Here is a 17,778-nt window from a genome sequence, read left to right as displayed (position 1 = left end):
TTCCCAACATTCGGGTTAGGAGGCCTTCCGTGAATATTGTGAAGAATGAACTTTTATACGAAGGAAAAGCAAAAAAGATCTACAAAACCGATGACGATAACACGCTGTATGTCGTGTATAAAGACTCCGCTACTGCCTTTAACGGCGAGAAAAAAGCAGAAATCAGCGGAAAAGGGCGCTTAAATAACGAGATTTCAAGCTTGATTTTCAAACATCTTCATGCAAAGGGCATTAACAATCATTTTATCGAGCGCATTTCTGACACAGAACAGCTCATTAAAAAGGTAACGATCGTGCCGCTTGAAGTCGTCGTCAGAAATGTTGTGGCAGGAAGCATGTCCAAACGTCTCGGCATTCCAGAAGGCACGGAACTTGAACAGCCGATTATCGAGTTTTACTACAAAGATGACGCGCTGGGTGATCCGCTCATCACAGAAGATCATATTTGGCTTTTGAAGGCGGCGACTCCTGAGCAGGTAGAAACTATTAAGTCCATTACAAAAACAGTAAATGAAGAGCTTCAAAGCATCTTCGACGATTGTCATGTCAGATTAATAGATTTCAAGCTTGAATTCGGTTTAGATGCAGAAGGGCAAGTGCTTTTGGCGGATGAAATTTCTCCTGACACATGCCGCTTGTGGGATAAAGATACGAACGAAAAGCTGGATAAAGATTTATTCAGACGCAATCTGGGAAGCTTAACCGATGCATACGAAGAGATTTTCAAAAGACTGGGAGGCATTCATCATGTATAAAGTAAAAGTTTATGTCAGCTTAAAAGAAAGTGTACTAGATCCACAAGGGAGCGCTGTCCAGCATGCCTTGCACAGTATGACTTATAACGAAGTTCAAGATGTGCGCATCGGGAAATACATGGAGCTTACCATTGAAAAATCTGACCGTGATCTTGACGTGCTAGTGAAAGAAATGTGCGAAAAACTTCTTGCGAACACAGTGATTGAAGATTACAGATACGAGGTTGAGGAGGTAGTCGCACAGTGAAATTTGCGGTGATTGTGTTACCCGGCTCCAACTGTGATATCGATATGTATCATGCTGTAAAGGATGAGCTCGGCCATGAAGTGGAATACGTCTGGCATGAGGAAACAAGCCTTGACGGCTTCGACGGCGTGTTAATTCCGGGAGGATTTTCTTACGGCGACTACTTAAGATGCGGCGCTATCGCCCGATTTGCGAATATTATGCCAGCTGTCAAACAAGCAGCGGCTGAAGGAAAACCTGTTCTTGGCGTCTGCAACGGATTCCAGATTTTACAGGAGCTTGGCCTTTTGCCAGGCGCAATGAGACGCAACAAAGATTTGAAGTTCATTTGCCGTCCGGTTGAATTAATTGTTCAGAACGACGAAACCTTATTCACAGCTTCCTACGAAAAGGGACAATCGATTACAATCCCGGTTGCCCACGGTGAAGGGAATTTCTACTGTGATGACGAGACGCTTGCTTCATTAAAGGAAAACAATCAAATTGCTTTCACATACGGCTCTAATATTAATGGAAGTGTCAGCGACATTGCCGGTGTCGTGAATGAGAAAGGCAATGTATTAGGCATGATGCCTCACCCTGAGCGCGCGGTCGATGAACTGCTTGGAAGCGCCGACGGTCTTAAATTGTTCCAGTCTATCGTGAAAAATTGGAGGGAAACTCATGTCACTACTGCTTGAACCAAGTAAAGAACAAATAAAAGAAGAGAAACTGTATCAGCAAATGGGTGTCAGTGATGATGAGTTTGCATTGATAGAATCCATTCTTGGAAGATTGCCGAACTACACAGAAATCGGAATTTTTTCTGTCATGTGGTCTGAGCATTGCAGCTACAAAAACTCAAAGCCGATTCTGCGTAAATTCCCGACAAGCGGCGAGCGTGTGCTGCAGGGGCCGGGAGAAGGCGCCGGAATCGTTGATATCGGTGATAACCAAGCGGTTGTGTTCAAAATTGAATCACATAACCACCCATCAGCTCTCGAGCCTTACCAAGGCGCTGCGACTGGCGTAGGCGGAATTATCCGTGATGTATTCTCAATGGGTGCACGTCCAATCGCTGTATTGAACTCTCTTCGATTTGGTGAACTGACTTCACCCCGCGTGAAGTACTTGTTTGAAGAAGTAGTAGCGGGTATCGCCGGATACGGCAACTGTATCGGCATCCCGACAGTCGGCGGAGAAGTGCAGTTTGACAGCAGCTATGAAGGAAATCCGCTCGTCAACGCAATGTGCGTCGGTTTAATCAATCATGAAAACATCAAAAAAGGCCAGGCAAAGGGTGTCGGCAACACAGTAATGTACGTAGGAGCGAAAACAGGGCGTGACGGCATCCACGGCGCTACGTTTGCTTCTGAAGAAATGTCAGACTCGTCTGAAGAAAAGCGTTCTGCTGTCCAAGTCGGCGATCCGTTTATGGAGAAGCTTTTGCTTGAAGCATGTCTGGAAGTCATCCAATGCGACGCCTTGGTCGGCATTCAGGATATGGGAGCTGCCGGTTTAACAAGCTCAAGTGCAGAAATGGCAAGTAAAGCCGGTTCTGGTATTGAAATGAACCTTGACCTGATTCCTCAGCGAGAAACAGGCATGACCGCGTATGAAATGATGCTTTCTGAATCACAAGAACGGATGCTTTTGGTTATTGAGCGCGGACGTGAGCAGGAAATCATCGATATTTTTGACAAGTATGATCTTGAAGCGGTTTCTGTCGGACATGTGACAGATGATAAAATGCTTCGCCTGACACACAAAGGAGAGGTTGTGTGCGAGCTGCCTGTTGATGCCTTGGCAGAAGAAGCACCGGTTTACCATAAGCCTTCTCAAGAGCCTGCTTACTATCGCGAGTTTTTGGAAACGGACGTTCCGGCTCCGCAAATTGAAGATGCGAATGAAACGCTGAAGGCCCTTCTTCAGCAGCCGACGATTGCGAGCAAAGAGTGGGTTTACGACCAGTATGACTACATGGTGCGCACGAATACAGTTGTCGCTCCTGGGTCTGATGCCGGTGTTCTCAGAATCCGCGGAACGAAAAAGGCGCTGGCGATGACGACAGACTGTAACGCACGTTATCTCTATCTTGATCCTGAAGTCGGAGGGAAAATTGCTGTCGCTGAAGCAGCGCGCAACATCATTTGCTCAGGCGCAGAACCGCTTGCGGTCACAGATAACCTTAACTTCGGAAACCCTGAGAAGCCGGAAATCTTCTGGCAGATCGAAAAAGCGGCAGACGGCATAAGCGAAGCGTGCAATGTTCTCAGCACACCGGTTATTGGCGGTAACGTATCGCTTTATAACGAATCAAACGGCACGGCGATCTATCCGACACCTGTTATCGGCATGGTCGGCTTAATTGAAGATACAGCACACATTACAACACAGCATTTCAAACAAGCGGGAGATCTCGTATATGTGATCGGCGAAACAAAACCAGAGTTTGCCGGAAGCGAGCTGCAAAAAATGACAGAAGGCCGTATTTACGGCAAAGCGCCGCAAATCGATCTTGATGTAGAGCTGTCTCGTCAAAAAGCACTGCTTGACGCGATTAAAAAAGGCCTCGTTCAATCTGCGCATGATGTGTCTGAAGGCGGCTTAGGCGTAGCGATTGCGGAAAGTGTCATGACGACGGAAAACCTTGGCGCTAATGTGACTGTAGAAGGGGAAGCGGCATTATTATTCTCTGAATCTCAATCCCGCTTCGTCGTTTCAGTGAAAAAAGAACATCAAGCAGCGTTTGAAGCAGCTGTCAAAGATGCGGTTCATATTGGTGAGGTAACAGCTGACGGAATTCTGGCGATTCAAAACCAAGACGGACAACAAATGATTCATGCGCAAACGAAAGAGCTTGAACGCGTATGGAAAGGAGCTATCCCATGCTTGCTGAAATCAAAGGCTTAAATGAAGAATGCGGCGTTTTTGGGATTTGGGGACATGAAGAAGCCCCGCAGATCACGTATTACGGTCTCCACAGCCTTCAGCACCGAGGACAGGAGGGTGCGGGCATCGTAGCGACTGATGGTGAAAAGCTGACGGCTCACAAAGGCCAAGGTCTGATCACTGAAGTATTTCAAAACGGCGAACTCAGCAAAGTAAAGGGAAAAGGCGCTATCGGACACGTTCGGTACGCAACGGCTGGAGGCGGCGGATACGAAAATGTTCAGCCGCTCCTCTTCCGTTCCCAAAACAACGGCAGCCTGGCGCTTGCTCATAACGGAAATCTTGTCAACGCCACTCAGCTGAAGCAGCAGCTCGAAAATCAAGGGAGCATCTTTCAAACCTCTTCGGATACAGAGGTTTTGGCTCACCTGATCAAAAGAAGCGGACACTTCACGCTGAAGGATCAAATTAAAAACTCGCTTTCTATGCTGAAAGGGGCCTACGCGTTCCTGATCATGACCGAAACAGAAATGATTGTCGCGCTTGATCCGAATGGGCTGAGACCGCTATCCATCGGCATGATGGGCGACGCTTATGTGGTCGCATCAGAAACATGCGCATTTGACGTCGTCGGCGCAACGTACCTTCGCGAGGTAGAGCCGGGAGAAATGCTGATCATTAATGATGAAGGAATGAAATCAGAGCGTTTTTCCATGAATATCAACCGTTCCATTTGCAGCATGGAATACATTTATTTCTCCAGACCAGACAGCAATATTGACGGTATTAACGTACACAGTGCCCGTAAAAACCTTGGAAAAATGCTGGCTCAGGAATCCGCAGTTGAAGCTGACGTCGTAACCGGGGTTCCGGATTCCAGTATTTCTGCGGCGATCGGCTATGCAGAGGCAACAGGCATTCCGTATGAGCTTGGCTTAATCAAAAACCGCTATGTCGGCAGAACATTTATTCAGCCGTCCCAGGCTCTGCGTGAGCAAGGCGTCAGAATGAAGCTGTCTGCGGTGCGCGGGGTTGTAGAAGGCAAACGCGTCGTGATGGTGGATGACTCTATCGTACGCGGAACAACTAGCCGCCGGATTGTGACGATGCTTAGAGAAGCGGGTGCGACAGAGGTGCATGTGAAAATCAGTTCACCGCCGATCGCTCATCCGTGCTTTTACGGCATTGATACTTCCACACATGAAGAACTGATCGCGTCTTCGCATTCTGTTGAAGAAATCCGTCAGGAAATCGGAGCCGATACCCTCTCATTTTTGAGTGTGGAAGGGCTGCTGAAAGGCATCGGCAGAAAATACGATGACTCGAATTGCGGACAGTGTCTCGCTTGCTTTACAGGAAAATATCCGACTGAAATTTACCAGGATACAGTGCTTCCTCACGTAAAAGAAGCAGTATTAACCAAATAAAACTTGAAAAATGACATAAAGGCAGCGCAGTTCGGCTGCCTTTCTCTTTCTGCCCTCATTCGGGGAGATATTTTGAAAAGCGCCTTAAAGGAGTGAATAGGATGTCTGAAGCATATAAAAACGCAGGAGTTGACATCGAAGCCGGATATGAAGCTGTAAAACGAATGAAAAAACACGTGGAGCGCACGAAACGGCTTGGCGTTATGGGCAGCCTTGGCGGTTTTGGCGGCATGTTTGACCTGTCTGAGCTTTCTTATCAAAAACCAGTTCTCATTTCGGGGACGGACGGTGTCGGCACAAAATTAAAGCTCGCTTTTTCCATGGATAAACATGACACGATTGGCGTGGATGCTGTTGCAATGTGTGTCAATGACGTGCTGGCACAAGGTGCAGAGCCGCTGTTTTTCCTCGATTATTTAGCGGTCGGCAAAGCGGACCCAGTGAAAATTGAACAGATTGTACAAGGTGTTGCGGAAGGCTGTGAGCAATCAGGTTCAGCCTTAGTCGGCGGTGAAACGGCTGAAATGCCGGGACTCTATACAGCTGATGAATACGATATTGCCGGTTTCTCAGTCGGAGTGGCAGAAAAGGACGAAATCGTGACTGGAGAAAATATCGAAGAGGGCCATCTGTTGATCGGCCTCAGCTCCAGCGGCCTTCACAGCAACGGCTTTTCCCTTGTCAGAAAAGTGCTTCTGGATGATGCGGAGCTGGACCTCGATACAACATATGAGCCGTTTGAACGCCCGCTTGGCGAGGAATTGCTTGAACCGACGAGGATTTACGTGAAGCCTGTGCTTGCCGCGGTCAAAAGCGGAAAAATCGACGGCATGGCGCACGTGACAGGCGGAGGATTTATTGAAAATATTCCGCGTATGCTTCCGGAAGGCTTAAGTGCGGAAATTGATCATGGCTCATGGCCGATCCCGCCGATTTTCTCTTTCTTGCAAGAGTACGGCCAGCTAAAGGAAGTAGACATGTTCAACGTCTTTAATATGGGTATCGGTTTTGTTTTGGCTGTCAAAGAAGAGCATCTGACAGATGTGATCGGAACGCTTGAAAGCCATGGCGAAAAAGCCTATTTAATCGGGCGTGTGAAAAAAGGTGAAGGCGTCACATTTGGCGGTGCGGCACTTTCATGAAAAAGTTTGCGGTATTTGCATCAGGAAACGGTTCAAACTTCGAAGCCATCGTCACGCGTTTGAAGGAGGAGAACTGGGATGCGTCAGCAGCGCTCCTCGTTTGCGACAAACCGCAGGCGAAAGTCATCGAACGGGCGGAAGCATTCCACATTCCATCCTTTGCATTTGAGCCGAAGTCTTATGAAAACAAGGCTGCATTTGAAAAAGCCATTATTGAACAGCTTCGTCTTCACGAGGTTGAATTGATTGTTCTTGCCGGCTATATGAGGCTGATCGGTGATACGCTCCTTCAAGCATATGGAGGAAAAATCATTAACATTCACCCGTCGCTTCTTCCGGCGTTTCCTGGAATCGACGCAGTCGGACAGGCGTTCCGGGCGGGTGTGAAGGTGGCCGGAATCACCGTACATTATGTCGATGAAGGAATGGATACAGGTCCGATCATCGCTCAAAAGGCAATCGAAATTGATGAACATGATACATTGGAAACAATCGAACAGCGGATTCACAAGCTTGAGCATAAATGGTATCCGAGTGTGATTAAACAGCTATTAGGATTAAATAACAGAGGTGAAAAGGCATGACCATTAAACGTGCATTAATCAGTGTTTCAGATAAAACAAATCTCGTTCCTTTCGTAAAAGAACTGACAGAGCTTGGCGTTGAAGTCATCTCCACAGGCGGAACGAAAAAGCTTCTTCAAGAAAACGGTGTGGATGTGATCGGAATTTCTGAAGTGACAGGCTTTCCTGAAATTATGGACGGTCGGTTAAAAACACTTCACCCGAATATTCACGGCGGCCTTCTGGCGGTTCGCGGCAATGAAGAGCATATGGCGCAGATCAATGAACACGGGATTCAGCCGATTGACCTCGTTGTCGTCAACCTCTATCCATTTAAAGAAACGATTTCTAAAGAAGACGTCACGTATGAAGAGGCGATCGAAAATATCGACATCGGCGGACCGGGCATGCTGCGTGCGGCATCAAAGAACCATCAGGATGTCACAGTTATTGTCGATCCGGCCGATTACAGCCCAGTGCTGAATCAAATCAAAGAAGAAGGCAGCGTATCTCTTCAGAAAAAACGCGAGCTCGCGGCAAAAGTATTCCGTCATACTGCGGCATATGATGCACTGATCGCTGACTATCTGACAAATGTTGTCGGTGAAAAAGAACCAGAGCAATTCACTGTGACATTTGAGAAAAAACAATCGCTTCGCTATGGAGAAAACCCGCATCAGGAAGCAACTTTCTATCAAACAGCTCTTCCTGTCAAAGGCTCCATTGCGCAAGCAGAACAGCTTCACGGAAAAGAGCTTTCTTACAACAACATTAAAGACGCGGATGCGGCAGTTCAAATCGTTCGTGAATTCACTGAGCCGGCTGCGGTTGCTGTGAAGCATATGAATCCGTGCGGCGTAGGAACAGGAAAAACGATCGCAGAAGCGTTTGACAGAGCGTTTGAAGCGGATAAAACATCTATCTTCGGCGGCATTATCGCGCTGAACCGTGAAGTGGACAAGGCAACTGCCGAAGCGCTTCATAACATTTTCTTAGAAATCATCATTGCGCCTTCATTCAGCCAAGAAGCGCTCGACGTCCTGACTGCGAAGAAAAATCTCCGTCTGCTGACGCTTGACGTATCCGTCGCTGTTCAAAAGGAAAAACAGCTGACATCTGTTCAAGGCGGGCTGCTGATTCAAGATTTAGATATGCACGGCTTCGATGAAGCTGAGATTAGCATTCCGACAAAAAGAGAGCCGAACGAGCAAGAGTGGGAAGACTTGAAGCTTGCTTGGAAAGTCGTGAAGCATGTGAAATCAAATGCGATTGTTCTCGCGAAGGACAACATGACAGTCGGCGTGGGAGCAGGCCAAATGAACCGCGTCGGATCGGCAAAAATCGCCATCGAGCAAGCAGGGGAAAAAGCGAAGGGCAGCGCGCTCGGTTCGGATGCATATTTCCCAATGCCAGATACTGTCGAAGAAGCGGCAAAAGCGGGCGTTACAGCCATCATTCAGCCAGGCGGATCGATCCGTGATGAGGATTCCATCAAAAAAGCGGATGAATACGGCATTGCCATGGTATTCACCGGCATCAGACACTTCAAACATTAAGGGGATGAAAACGACGTGAATGTATTAATTATCGGTAAAGGCGGAAGAGAACATACGCTGGCGTGGAAAGCAGCGCAAAGCAGCCTCGTCGAGAATGTATTTGCCGCTCCCGGAAATGACGGCATGGAAGCTTCCGCACAGCTTGTAAACATTGAGGAAAGCGACCACGCAGGGCTTGTCTCGTTTGCAAAAGAAAACCAGGTCGGCCTGACCATTGTCGGCCCTGAGGTTCCTTTAATTGAAGGTCTGGTGGATCAATTTGAAAAAGCGGGTCTGCGCGTGTTCGGCCCGTCAAAAGCCGCGGCGATCATCGAAGGAAGCAAACAGTTCGCTAAGGATTTAATGAAGAAATACGACATTCCGACCGCAGAATACGACACGTTTACATCCTTTGAAGAGGCGAAGGCATATGTGCAGGAAAAAGGTGCTCCGATTGTGATAAAAGCAGATGGACTTGCAGCTGGAAAAGGCGTTACTGTGGCTATGACAGAGGAAGAAGCAATTGCATGTCTGCATGACTTTCTTGAAGATGAAAAGTTCGGTGATGCGAGCGCGTCCGTTGTCATTGAAGAATATCTTTCTGGTGAAGAATTTTCTCTGATGGCCTTTGTCAAAGGGGAAAAGGTGTATCCGATGGTGATTGCCCAGGATCACAAGCGTGCGTTTGACGGAGACAAAGGCCCGAATACGGGCGGAATGGGCGCTTACTCTCCAGTTCCGCAAATTTCGGAAGAAACGGTCCGCCATGCTGTAGAAACCATCGTTAAGCCGGCCGCAAAAGCAATGGTACAAGAAGGCCGTTCCTTCACTGGCGTTTTGTACGCTGGATTGATGCTTACTGAAAATGGCTCGAAGGTCATCGAATTTAATGCCCGTTTCGGCGATCCGGAAACACAGGTCGTGCTTCCGCGCATGGAATCTGATCTGGTACAGGTGCTTCTTGATCTTTTAGATGATAAGGAAGTTGACTTAAGATGGAAGGATACCGCGGCAGTGAGTGTTGTGCTTGCATCAGAAGGGTATCCGGAAAGCTACGCAAAAGGCACGCCGATCGGCAGCCTTGCAGCAGAAACAGAGCAGGTCGTGGTTTTCCATGCCGGAACGAAAGCTGAAGGCGGAGAGTTCGTTACAAACGGGGGCCGCGTTGCCAATGTAACGGCTTTTGATGAAACGTTTGAAGCGGCTAGAGACCGAGTGTACAAAGCGGTTGATGAAATTTTCAAACCGGGACTCTTTTTCAGAAAAGACATTGGGGCACGCGCTTTAAAGGCTGCTCAAAAATAAGTGAGGAAAACCCGCAGATTAGCTGCGGGTTTTTTTGTTATCAAAAAGCGGGATGGCAGCTGGAAGAAGAAAGCACAACGAGCGTGGTTGGTTTTCCATGGGCCATCGAGGCGTCAATAAAATCCTCAAGCGTATGTACCGATTCAATCACGACCTTTGTCACATAGCTGTACATACCCGTGATGCGGTGGTTTTCTGCTACATCAGGGTGCGATGTTGCAAAGGCGGCGTAGTGCTTGCAGCTTTTTGGCTCCATGAGAATAAAAGCGGTGACATGCTTGTTTAGTTTTTCGTAACAGATATTCGCGCTGTAGCCGGTAATCACTCCTTTGTCTTCAAGCTTCCTGACACGCTCCGCCGCGCTTGGCGAACTGAGTCCGACAAGCTTTCCCAGCTCAACCATCGTTAATCTGCCGTTTCGCTGCAAATGCGAGAGAATCTGAAGGTCTGTATCGTCCATTTGTCCGGCTCCTTTACATATTTAGGCGAATGAATGAAAATTCCTTTGATCGTAAGGTAATGCTGTTGATTTACCTTCATTGTAGCATATGGATGCCGTCTTATTTTTTCTATAATAAAGCCATCAACGGGAGAGGAGGCATCATGTTGCCAGAATTGCAGCGTTCGATCACTTGGATACAAGGAACGGCCTTAACGATTGGGGCGGTTTTAGGCTGCGGGATATTAATCCTGCCGTCTGTCACCGCGGACACGGCCGGTCCGGCTTCTTTATTCGTCTGGGTATTCATGTCTTTTTTATCTTTTCTTCTTGTCGGCACGCTGGCCCGGCTTGTGAAAATAGCGCCCAGCGCGGGAGGAATCACGGCTTATGTGCAGCTGGCCTTTCAGAAAAAAGCCGGGGCTATTTTGGGCTGGATCATGTTAGGGTCCGTTCCGATCGGCGTTCCCATCATCGCTTTGACTGGCGCGCATTACGTCAGTTACGTCACAGAGGCGGCGGATTGGCAGATTACATTGATTGCTGGTTGTATGCTGGCTATATCTATTTTGCTTCATATGAGAGGAATTCAACTATCTGCAAACATCAGTACACTCGTTATTTTCGTCATCGTATTTCTGCTTGTCACTTCTATTGCTGTGTCATTGCCACACGTCACGATAGCAGAATTCAAGCCGTTTCTTCCGCATGGCTGGTCTGCCGCGGGATCTGTTTCAGTTATGATTTTTTTCTCTTTTGTAGGCTGGGAAATGATTACCCCGTTGGCTGAGGAATTTCATCGCCCTGAAAAAGATGTCCCGCTCAGCTTGTTTTTGGCAGCGTCTTGTGTGGCAGGGCTGTATATCATGCTGTCATTTGTGACGGTGGGAACTCATTCATACGGTGAGAATGGAGAAATTGCATCGCTTGCCATGCTCATCTCAAAAGGAGCAGGGGAAAGCGGTGTATATGTCACGGTATGTTTAGCGCTGTTTATTACATTCGCCACCATTCATGCCAATATTGCTGGTTTTTCCAGAATGGTGTACGCATTGGCGAGGGAGGGGCACATTCCCGTATATTTTGGAAAACTGAATGCGACAAAACGTACGCCTATTCGCGTTTTGACAGCGATGGCTGCAGTGTTTGGTTTAGTGCTTGCAGCGCATGGCGTGTTTCAAATCGATTTGACAACTCTGTTGAAAGGGCCGAGCGCAGCTTTCATCGCATCTTACATATGTACAATGGCGGCAGCACTGAAACTCCTGAGCTGGAGAGATTTAGGCTGGTGGATGGCGCTCGGAGCGTTTGTGGCGTGCACAGTGATTTACTCATTCAGCGGCTGGGCACTGCTTTATCCGGCAGTGCTGGCAGCTGCAGGATATTTCTATATGAAAACAAAGGGAGGGCATAAAAAAAAGCTTGATCATGTTTTGTGATCAAGCTTTTCCATTTATCCGTTTTGATGCTCGTTATTTCCAGAATCGCTGTGTTGAAACATGTAGGTCACAGGACAGAAGCGCAAGATTCCCGAACCCGCTTTCATGGCCCCCATAAAGATGTAAAAGAGATGCATTCTGCACCAAGGTTTTTTCGTAAACTTTGCGCTGGCGGCTGACATAATCGTCAATCCGCAGGCGATTCTGAACACGGCATTGATGAGACTGATGTTTGGCTTCAAGGAAATCCGCTCCTTTTACTTAAAAAAGTTTTTTAATCGAACCTTCAAAAATTTGTAACGTTTTTATCGTGCGTGATGAGGAAGGATGTGATACCATGAGTCTAATACATGTAAAGGAGAGTATGTGAATGTCCGAACGCACCTTTAACTGGAAAAACAAAGACATCAGGGCACAGGTTGATGTTGTAGACTCAAAGCTGCTTCCAACGCTCCTTTTACGGAATGCTCTCGTCTTAAATCCATATGTAAAACAATGGCTGAAAAAAAACATTTGGATTTATCAGGACCGCATTGTTTATGTGGGTCATGAACTTCCGAATAGAGCCGAAGAAATTCATACGATTGATTGTGAAGGAAAATACATTGTGCCAGGTTATATTGAACCGCACGCACATCCTTTTCAAATATATAATCCCCAAACACTGGCGGAATATGTGTCTCAATACGGAACAACGACATTCGTGAATGATAACTTATTTTTGCTTTTGCAAAGCGGAAAAAAGAAAGCGCTTACGATTTTGAATGAACTCAAAAAGCAGCCTGTCCAGTATTTTTGGTGGTCACGCTATGACCTCCAGACCGAGGTTCTGAACGAGGACCACGTCCTTCCATTTGACGTCAGAAAACAGTGGATTGAACATCCGGATGTGATTCAAGGCGGAGAAATGACCGGATGGCCTCGCTTGGTAGATGGTGATGATTTAATGCTCCACTGCATGCAAGCTACAAAGAAACAGCGAAAACGCATTGAAGGACATTTTCCCGGCGCTTCTGATAAAACGCTTACAAAAATGAAGCTGTTCGGTGCGGATTGTGATCATGAAGCGATGACAGGTGATGAAGTGATGAGAAGGCTGGAACTGGGCTATTATGTTTCCCTTCGGAACTCTTCCATTCGCCCCGATGTAAGAAAAATCTTGCAAGAGCTGCATGAGAAGGGCTTCCGCTATTATGACCACTTCTTTTACACGACAGATGGCGCAACCCCGAATTTCTATAAAGGCGGCATGACAAACGAGCTGATTCGAATCGCTTTAGAAGAAGGTGTACCTGCAATCGACGCCTACAATATGGCATCATTTAATATCGCAAAGTATTACCAAATGGATGATTATTTAGGAGTTGTCGGACCGGGTAGACTGGCATCGCTCAACATACTGGAAGATCCGTTAAATCCGAATCCAGTGACTGTTCTGTCAAAAGGGACCATTCTGCGGGAAGACGGCTGTGATTTGAAGGCGTTTACAAAGACGGACTGGCACAAAGGCGGTCTTGTCCCGCTTGAGCTTTCATATGATATGACGATGGATGACTTGCAGTTTTCTATGCCGATGGGCGTGAAAATGCGGAATGCGGTTATTATGGAGCCATATATGATTGAGATCGACAATTCGATGGAACAGCTCTCGTTTGACCATGATGAAAGTTATTTAACGATGCTCGACAGACACGGGAAATGGCGCGTCAATACGATGATAAAAGGGTTTGCCTCAAGCGTGCAGGGATTTGTAAGCTCCTTTACGACGACGGGCGACATTGTCGCGATTGGAAAAAATAAAGCGGATATGCTGCTCGCTTTCGCCCGCATGAAAGAAATCGGAGGAGGAATTGTTTTAGCGGAGAACGGAAACATTCTGCATGAAATCCCGCTTGCGCTGTGCGGCTGCGCCTCTTCGGAAGCGTATGAAGACGTGCTTGAGAAGGAACAAAAGCTGAGAGATCTTTTGACTGAAAGAGGCTATGAGTTTTGCGATCCTATCTATACGCTGCTCTTTTTGCAAAGTACGCACCTTCCGTATATACGCATTACGCCAAGAGGAATCTTCGACGTCATGAAAAAAACTGTACTCTTTCCATCGATAATGCGTTAAAATATAAAAGAGCAGGGAGCCGACATATGAAAAAATGGATGACAGTTTGCGCGCTGTGTTTCGTGTTTTTTCTGCTGGTATCCTGCCAGCAGAAGGATGCTGTCCCGGATACTGCAAAGAAGCAGAAAGCTCCTTTAACGGGGCTAAAGACTGAACAGAAGGTGACTGAACGCCGGCCTGTTGCTGTTGTGGTGAACAATCACCCGAAGGCGAGGCCGCAGTCGGGTCTGTCTAAAGCCGACATTGTCATAGAAGCGCTAGCCGAAGGGCAAATCACAAGATTTCTGGCCATTTTCCAAAGCCAGATGCCTGAAACTGTCGGACCTGTGCGGAGCGCGCGGGAATATTTCGTCACTCTCAGCAATGGCTTTGACAGCATATTTGTCCATCACGGCTGGAGTCCCGGCGCCAAAGAGCAGCTGGAATCCGGAGCTGCTGATTATATGAACGGATTAGATTTTGACGGAAGCTTATTTTGGAGAGCTGATTTCAGCAAACCGCCCCACAATTCCTATACGTCTTATGATTACATAAAAAAGGCGGCAGATCAAAAGGGGTATAAGCTGAAGCAGGAAACAAATCCGCTGCTGTTTCAAACATCAGATGCAAAACCTGCAAATGAATCTTACAATGTTCGGGTAGATTATGGAACAAATAACGTTACAAATCTTGTCGAATACAACTATGATAAAAAAGCTGAATCTTATACAAGAAGCTCTGATGGTGTCATAACGACAGACCGGGAAACCGGAAAGCCGGTTGCAATGCAAAATATTTTCATTGTTGAAGCCAGCCATCATATTATTGATCAAGATGGAAGGCGGGACATCGACTTGGAATCAGGAGGAAAAGGTCTGTTGTTTCAGCACGGAAACGTCATTGAAACAGACTGGAAACAAGTGAATGGCAGAATTGTGCCGGTAAAAGACGGCAAGTGGCTTCCGTTTGTGCCAGGAAAGACTTGGATCAATATCGTACCTGATCTTGATGCGGCTTCCATTAGTAAAGGAGAAGGTGTGTAACGATGCAAATCGATAAATTACGCGGCAAAGAGCTGGACCAGTTATTTAACTCGATCTTATCGCTGAAAGACCTGGAGGAATGTTACCGATTCTTCGATGATCTATGCACAATTAACGAAATTCAATCGCTGGCTCAGCGCCTTGAAGTGGCGCGCATGCTTCGCGAAGGAAACACGTATCATAAGATTGAAACAGAAACAGGCGCTTCCACGGCTACGATTTCCCGTGTGAAACGCTGCTTAAATTACGGGAATGACGCTTATGAAATGGCGCTTGACCGTGTGAAGGAGACGGAAACTGAGTCTTCTTCAAAATAACATAGAACCGCCCTGCCGTTCGGCAAGGGCGGTTTCTTTATGAAACAAATTGATGGATCAGGTTGTCGATATCGATGAGACTGCCATCCTCTTTCCGATAGACAACATGCTCCTTGGAAAAGTGAACCGGCGAATTGATCCCTGCTGCGGCTGCAAGGTTAAACAGCCCCTCACGCAAAGAAATAACGTAGTTGCAGACACGATGCTGTTTTTCCTCAACGCTCAATGCTTTTTGCAATTTCGGATCTGTCGTCGCCACACCTGCCGGACAGGTGTTGGTGTGGCAGACGAGAGCGCGGATGCAGCCAACGGAAAACATCATGCCGCGTGCGATGTTGACAAAGTCAGCGCCGAGGGCTAAGGCGACCGCGATTTTATCAGGAGTCAGGAGTTTTCCGGAAGCAAAGATTTTCAGCTGGCTGCGCAAGCCGTATTGTTTAAGAAGCGTGTCAACAATAGGCAGCGCTGTCATAATCGGAAGACCGACTGTATCCGCGAGCTCGTAAAAGGAAGCTCCGGTACCGCCTTCACTTCCGTCGATCGTGATAAAATCCGGATGCTTTCCGCTTTTCTGCATATGAGAGAAAAGCTCATGCAATTCTTCAGGATGCCCTGCGACCAGTTTGATGCCGACTGGCTTTTGTCCGACATCTCTAAGTTTTTCAATAAAGTCGAGCATTTCAGGAGGGTTTGAGAATTCATAAAAGCGGTTCGGGCTGTCAATCGACTTTCCAGGTTCGACATTCCGAATGTCTGCCACTTCCTCTGATACTTTGGCGCCGTCCACATGGCCGCCGCGGGTTTTCGCTCCTTGTGCCAGCTTTAGCTCAAACGCTTTAATCTGGTCAATCCTGCTTTTTCTTTTAAATTCCTCCCATGAAAATTCCCCGTTTCTTTTGCGCACGCCGAATAGGCCCGGTCCGATTTGGCAAATGATATCGGCGCCGCCCTTTAAGTGATACTCAGACAATCCTCCTTCACCTGTATTCATCCAGGTTCCGCCTGCCTGATGGAGCCCTTTTGAGAGCGCCGTAACAGCCCGTTCTCCAAGAGAACCGTAGCTCATGGCAGACTGGCCGACTAAGCCCTTCACATAAAATGGCTTCTCGCATGTATGCTCGCCAATCACCTGCACATCATCAGGATGGAGAAAGTACGGGTCTGCCTTGATATGTTCGGCATGCTCCTTGCGTTTGAACAGATTGTCAGCATCCATTTTATAGATTTGGGTTTCAATTTTTGGCGTTTGATTTACGTGCATTTCTTCCCTTTGTTTTGGAAACATAGCGTTACGGATATAATAGCCAGGTTTATCAAAATCTCTTACAGATCCAAAGCCCATCATTCTGCTTTTGTATTTGCCGGAGATGACGGTTTGCTCATATTCCTTTCGTGAAAATGGCTGCTCTTCATTGTCATTGCTGTATAAATACTGTCTGAGCTCCGGCCCGATTTTTTCAAGGATATACCGAAACCTTCCGATGACGGGATAGTTGCGAAGAATTGAGTGCTCCTGCTGTTTTTCATCCTTTATGTAGATCCAGGCAAACAAGACGATCGGGATAGCGATGATCCCAATGATAAATGCGATGAGTGCTATTATGATGGTTTCCATCTCTCAGCCTCCCTTTTTATGTAACCATTTCCACAGTTGAACACTTTCCAAACAATAGCAGAAGGAATTTGGTGAAAAATGTGTGCTCCTGCCGATACAGGACTCACCATGCAGGTACTGCCATATGCTCTCTTTTTTTATGAAAATAGAATCAAAACACCTTTTTCAGTGAATAACGAGATTAACGGCTTTTTCCGTTTTTCCGCGCTATGTGAATTTGTTATAATGTTTAAATGGTAACAAACGAATGGAGGAACGTATGACGTGTACGATGTAACAGAGTGGAAGCATGTCTTTAAACTCGATCCAAATAAAGATTTGCCTGACGAACAGCTGGAGATTCTTTGCGAATCAGGAACGGATGCGGTCATTATCGGAGGCAGTGATGGTGTGACAGAGGATAATGTCCTGCGGATGATGTCTAAGGTAAGACGGTTTTTGGTACCGTGTGTCCTGGAGGTATCAGCGATTGAAGCGATCGTTCCCGGCTTTGACTTATATTTTATTCCGAGTGTATTAAACAGCAAAAACGCGGATTGGATTGTCGGAATGCACCAGAAAGCCATGAAGGAATACGGAGAACTGATGTCTATGGAAGAAATCGTAGCGGAGGGCTACTGCATCGCAAATCCAGATTGCAAAGCCGCGGCACTGACTGAAGCGGACGCCGATCTGAATATGGATGATATTGTCGCCTATGCGCGTGTGTCGGAGCTGCTGCAACTGCCGATTTTTTATTTAGAATACAGCGGCATGCTTGGAGACATAGAAGCTGTCAAGAAAACGAAGGCTGTATTGGAAACGTCCACCTTGTTTTATGGCGGCGGCATCAAAGATGCGGAAACGGCCAGACAGTACGCAGAGCATGCGGACGTGATCGTTGTAGGCAATGCTGTGTATGAAGATTTCGACATGGCTTTGAAAACAGTAGCGGCTGTGAAAAGCGAGTAGTAAATTGTACGGATTTGGTTTATGATAGAACATATGT

At 47.1% G+C, this 17,778-nt stretch carries 17 protein-coding genes; 14 read left to right on the top strand and 3 right to left on the bottom strand.

Features of this window, described 5'->3' with window-relative positions:
- Positions 1–29 precede the first annotated feature (29 nt).
- The 9 genes from purC (at position 30) to purD (ending at position 9,845) form a co-directional block, all read left to right on the top strand.
- Entirely contained in the window at positions 30–755 is a 726-nt protein-coding gene (gene purC, locus ACQVGT_RS17210) for a phosphoribosylaminoimidazolesuccinocarboxamide synthase (RefSeq protein ID WP_015382996.1), read from the top strand.
- On the top strand, positions 748–1,002 hold the full coding sequence (gene purS, locus ACQVGT_RS17205; RefSeq protein WP_003219409.1) for a phosphoribosylformylglycinamidine synthase subunit PurS: 255 nt from the start codon (positions 748–750) through the stop codon (positions 1,000–1,002). Before purC ends, purS begins: the two co-directional genes overlap by 8 nt.
- A complete protein-coding gene (gene purQ, locus ACQVGT_RS17200) occupies positions 999–1,682 on the top strand; it encodes a phosphoribosylformylglycinamidine synthase subunit PurQ (RefSeq protein ID WP_014663062.1) in 684 nt (227 codons plus the stop codon). Before purS ends, purQ begins: the two co-directional genes overlap by 4 nt.
- Complete coding sequence (gene purL, locus ACQVGT_RS17195; protein WP_015382997.1) at positions 1,666–3,894, top strand: phosphoribosylformylglycinamidine synthase subunit PurL; 2,229 nt, start codon at positions 1,666–1,668, stop codon at positions 3,892–3,894. The genes purQ and purL overlap by 17 nt, the downstream gene beginning before the upstream one ends.
- The gene (purF, locus tag ACQVGT_RS17190) at positions 3,870–5,300 is read left to right on the top strand and encodes an amidophosphoribosyltransferase (RefSeq protein WP_003233947.1); all 1,431 of its coding nucleotides are present in this window, start codon (positions 3,870–3,872) and stop codon (positions 5,298–5,300) included. Before purL ends, purF begins: the two co-directional genes overlap by 25 nt.
- Before the next feature lie 101 nt (positions 5,301–5,401).
- A complete protein-coding gene (gene purM, locus ACQVGT_RS17185) occupies positions 5,402–6,442 on the top strand; it encodes a phosphoribosylformylglycinamidine cyclo-ligase (RefSeq protein WP_015382998.1) in 1,041 nt (346 codons plus the stop codon).
- On the top strand, positions 6,439–7,026 hold the full coding sequence (purN, locus tag ACQVGT_RS17180; protein ID WP_015382999.1) for a phosphoribosylglycinamide formyltransferase: 588 nt from the start codon (positions 6,439–6,441) through the stop codon (positions 7,024–7,026). Before purM ends, purN begins: the two co-directional genes overlap by 4 nt.
- Positions 7,023–8,561, top strand: coding sequence for a bifunctional phosphoribosylaminoimidazolecarboxamide formyltransferase/IMP cyclohydrolase (gene purH, locus ACQVGT_RS17175; RefSeq protein ID WP_015383000.1), 1,539 nt, complete (start codon positions 7,023–7,025; stop codon positions 8,559–8,561). The genes purN and purH overlap by 4 nt, the downstream gene beginning before the upstream one ends.
- A gap of 15 nt (positions 8,562–8,576) precedes the next feature.
- Positions 8,577–9,845, top strand: coding sequence for a phosphoribosylamine--glycine ligase (gene purD, locus ACQVGT_RS17170; RefSeq protein ID WP_015383001.1), 1,269 nt, complete (start codon positions 8,577–8,579; stop codon positions 9,843–9,845).
- Between the two features lie 40 nt (positions 9,846–9,885).
- On the opposite strand, the gene ACQVGT_RS17165 is transcribed toward purD, so the two are convergent.
- Positions 9,886–10,305 (bottom strand): Lrp/AsnC family transcriptional regulator, encoded by a 420-nt coding sequence (locus ACQVGT_RS17165; protein WP_015482899.1) that lies wholly within the window; start codon positions 10,303–10,305, stop codon positions 9,886–9,888.
- 143 nt (positions 10,306–10,448) lie between these two features.
- On the opposite strand from ACQVGT_RS17165, the gene ACQVGT_RS17160 reads away from it, so the two are divergent.
- Positions 10,449–11,723 (top strand): APC family permease, encoded by a 1,275-nt coding sequence (locus ACQVGT_RS17160; protein WP_041517735.1) that lies wholly within the window; start codon positions 10,449–10,451, stop codon positions 11,721–11,723.
- A gap of 14 nt (positions 11,724–11,737) precedes the next feature.
- On the opposite strand, the gene ACQVGT_RS17155 is transcribed toward ACQVGT_RS17160, so the two are convergent.
- Entirely contained in the window at positions 11,738–11,965 is a 228-nt protein-coding gene (locus tag ACQVGT_RS17155; protein ID WP_003233931.1) for a YgaP family membrane protein, read from the bottom strand.
- Positions 11,966–12,093: 128 nt separating this feature from the next.
- On the opposite strand from ACQVGT_RS17155, the gene ACQVGT_RS17150 reads away from it, so the two are divergent.
- Genes ACQVGT_RS17150 through ACQVGT_RS17140 form a run of 3 tightly spaced genes read left to right on the top strand, consistent with a single transcriptional unit; the run spans position 12,094 to position 15,175 of the window.
- Positions 12,094–13,836, top strand: coding sequence for an adenine deaminase (locus ACQVGT_RS17150; protein WP_015383004.1), 1,743 nt, complete (start codon positions 12,094–12,096; stop codon positions 13,834–13,836).
- 26 nt (positions 13,837–13,862) lie between these two features.
- Positions 13,863–14,858, top strand: a complete 996-nt coding sequence (locus ACQVGT_RS17145; protein WP_015383005.1) for a DUF3048 domain-containing protein — start codon at positions 13,863–13,865, stop codon at positions 14,856–14,858.
- A gap of 2 nt (positions 14,859–14,860) precedes the next feature.
- The gene (locus tag ACQVGT_RS17140) at positions 14,861–15,175 is read left to right on the top strand and encodes a YerC/YecD family TrpR-related protein (RefSeq protein WP_003219429.1); all 315 of its coding nucleotides are present in this window, start codon (positions 14,861–14,863) and stop codon (positions 15,173–15,175) included.
- Between the two features lie 37 nt (positions 15,176–15,212).
- On the opposite strand, the gene ACQVGT_RS17135 is transcribed toward ACQVGT_RS17140, so the two are convergent.
- Positions 15,213–16,790 (bottom strand): FMN-binding glutamate synthase family protein, encoded by a 1,578-nt coding sequence (locus tag ACQVGT_RS17135; RefSeq protein ID WP_015383006.1) that lies wholly within the window; start codon positions 16,788–16,790, stop codon positions 15,213–15,215.
- Positions 16,791–17,054: 264 nt separating this feature from the next.
- On the opposite strand from ACQVGT_RS17135, the gene pcrB reads away from it, so the two are divergent.
- Positions 17,055–17,741, top strand: coding sequence for a heptaprenylglyceryl phosphate synthase (gene pcrB, locus ACQVGT_RS17130; RefSeq protein ID WP_015383007.1), 687 nt, complete (start codon positions 17,055–17,057; stop codon positions 17,739–17,741).
- Positions 17,742–17,778: the final 37 nt, after the last annotated feature.

The organism is Bacillus sp. SCT118 (assembly GCF_058566435.1).
This window is presented reverse-complemented; position numbering and strand designations above follow the sequence as displayed.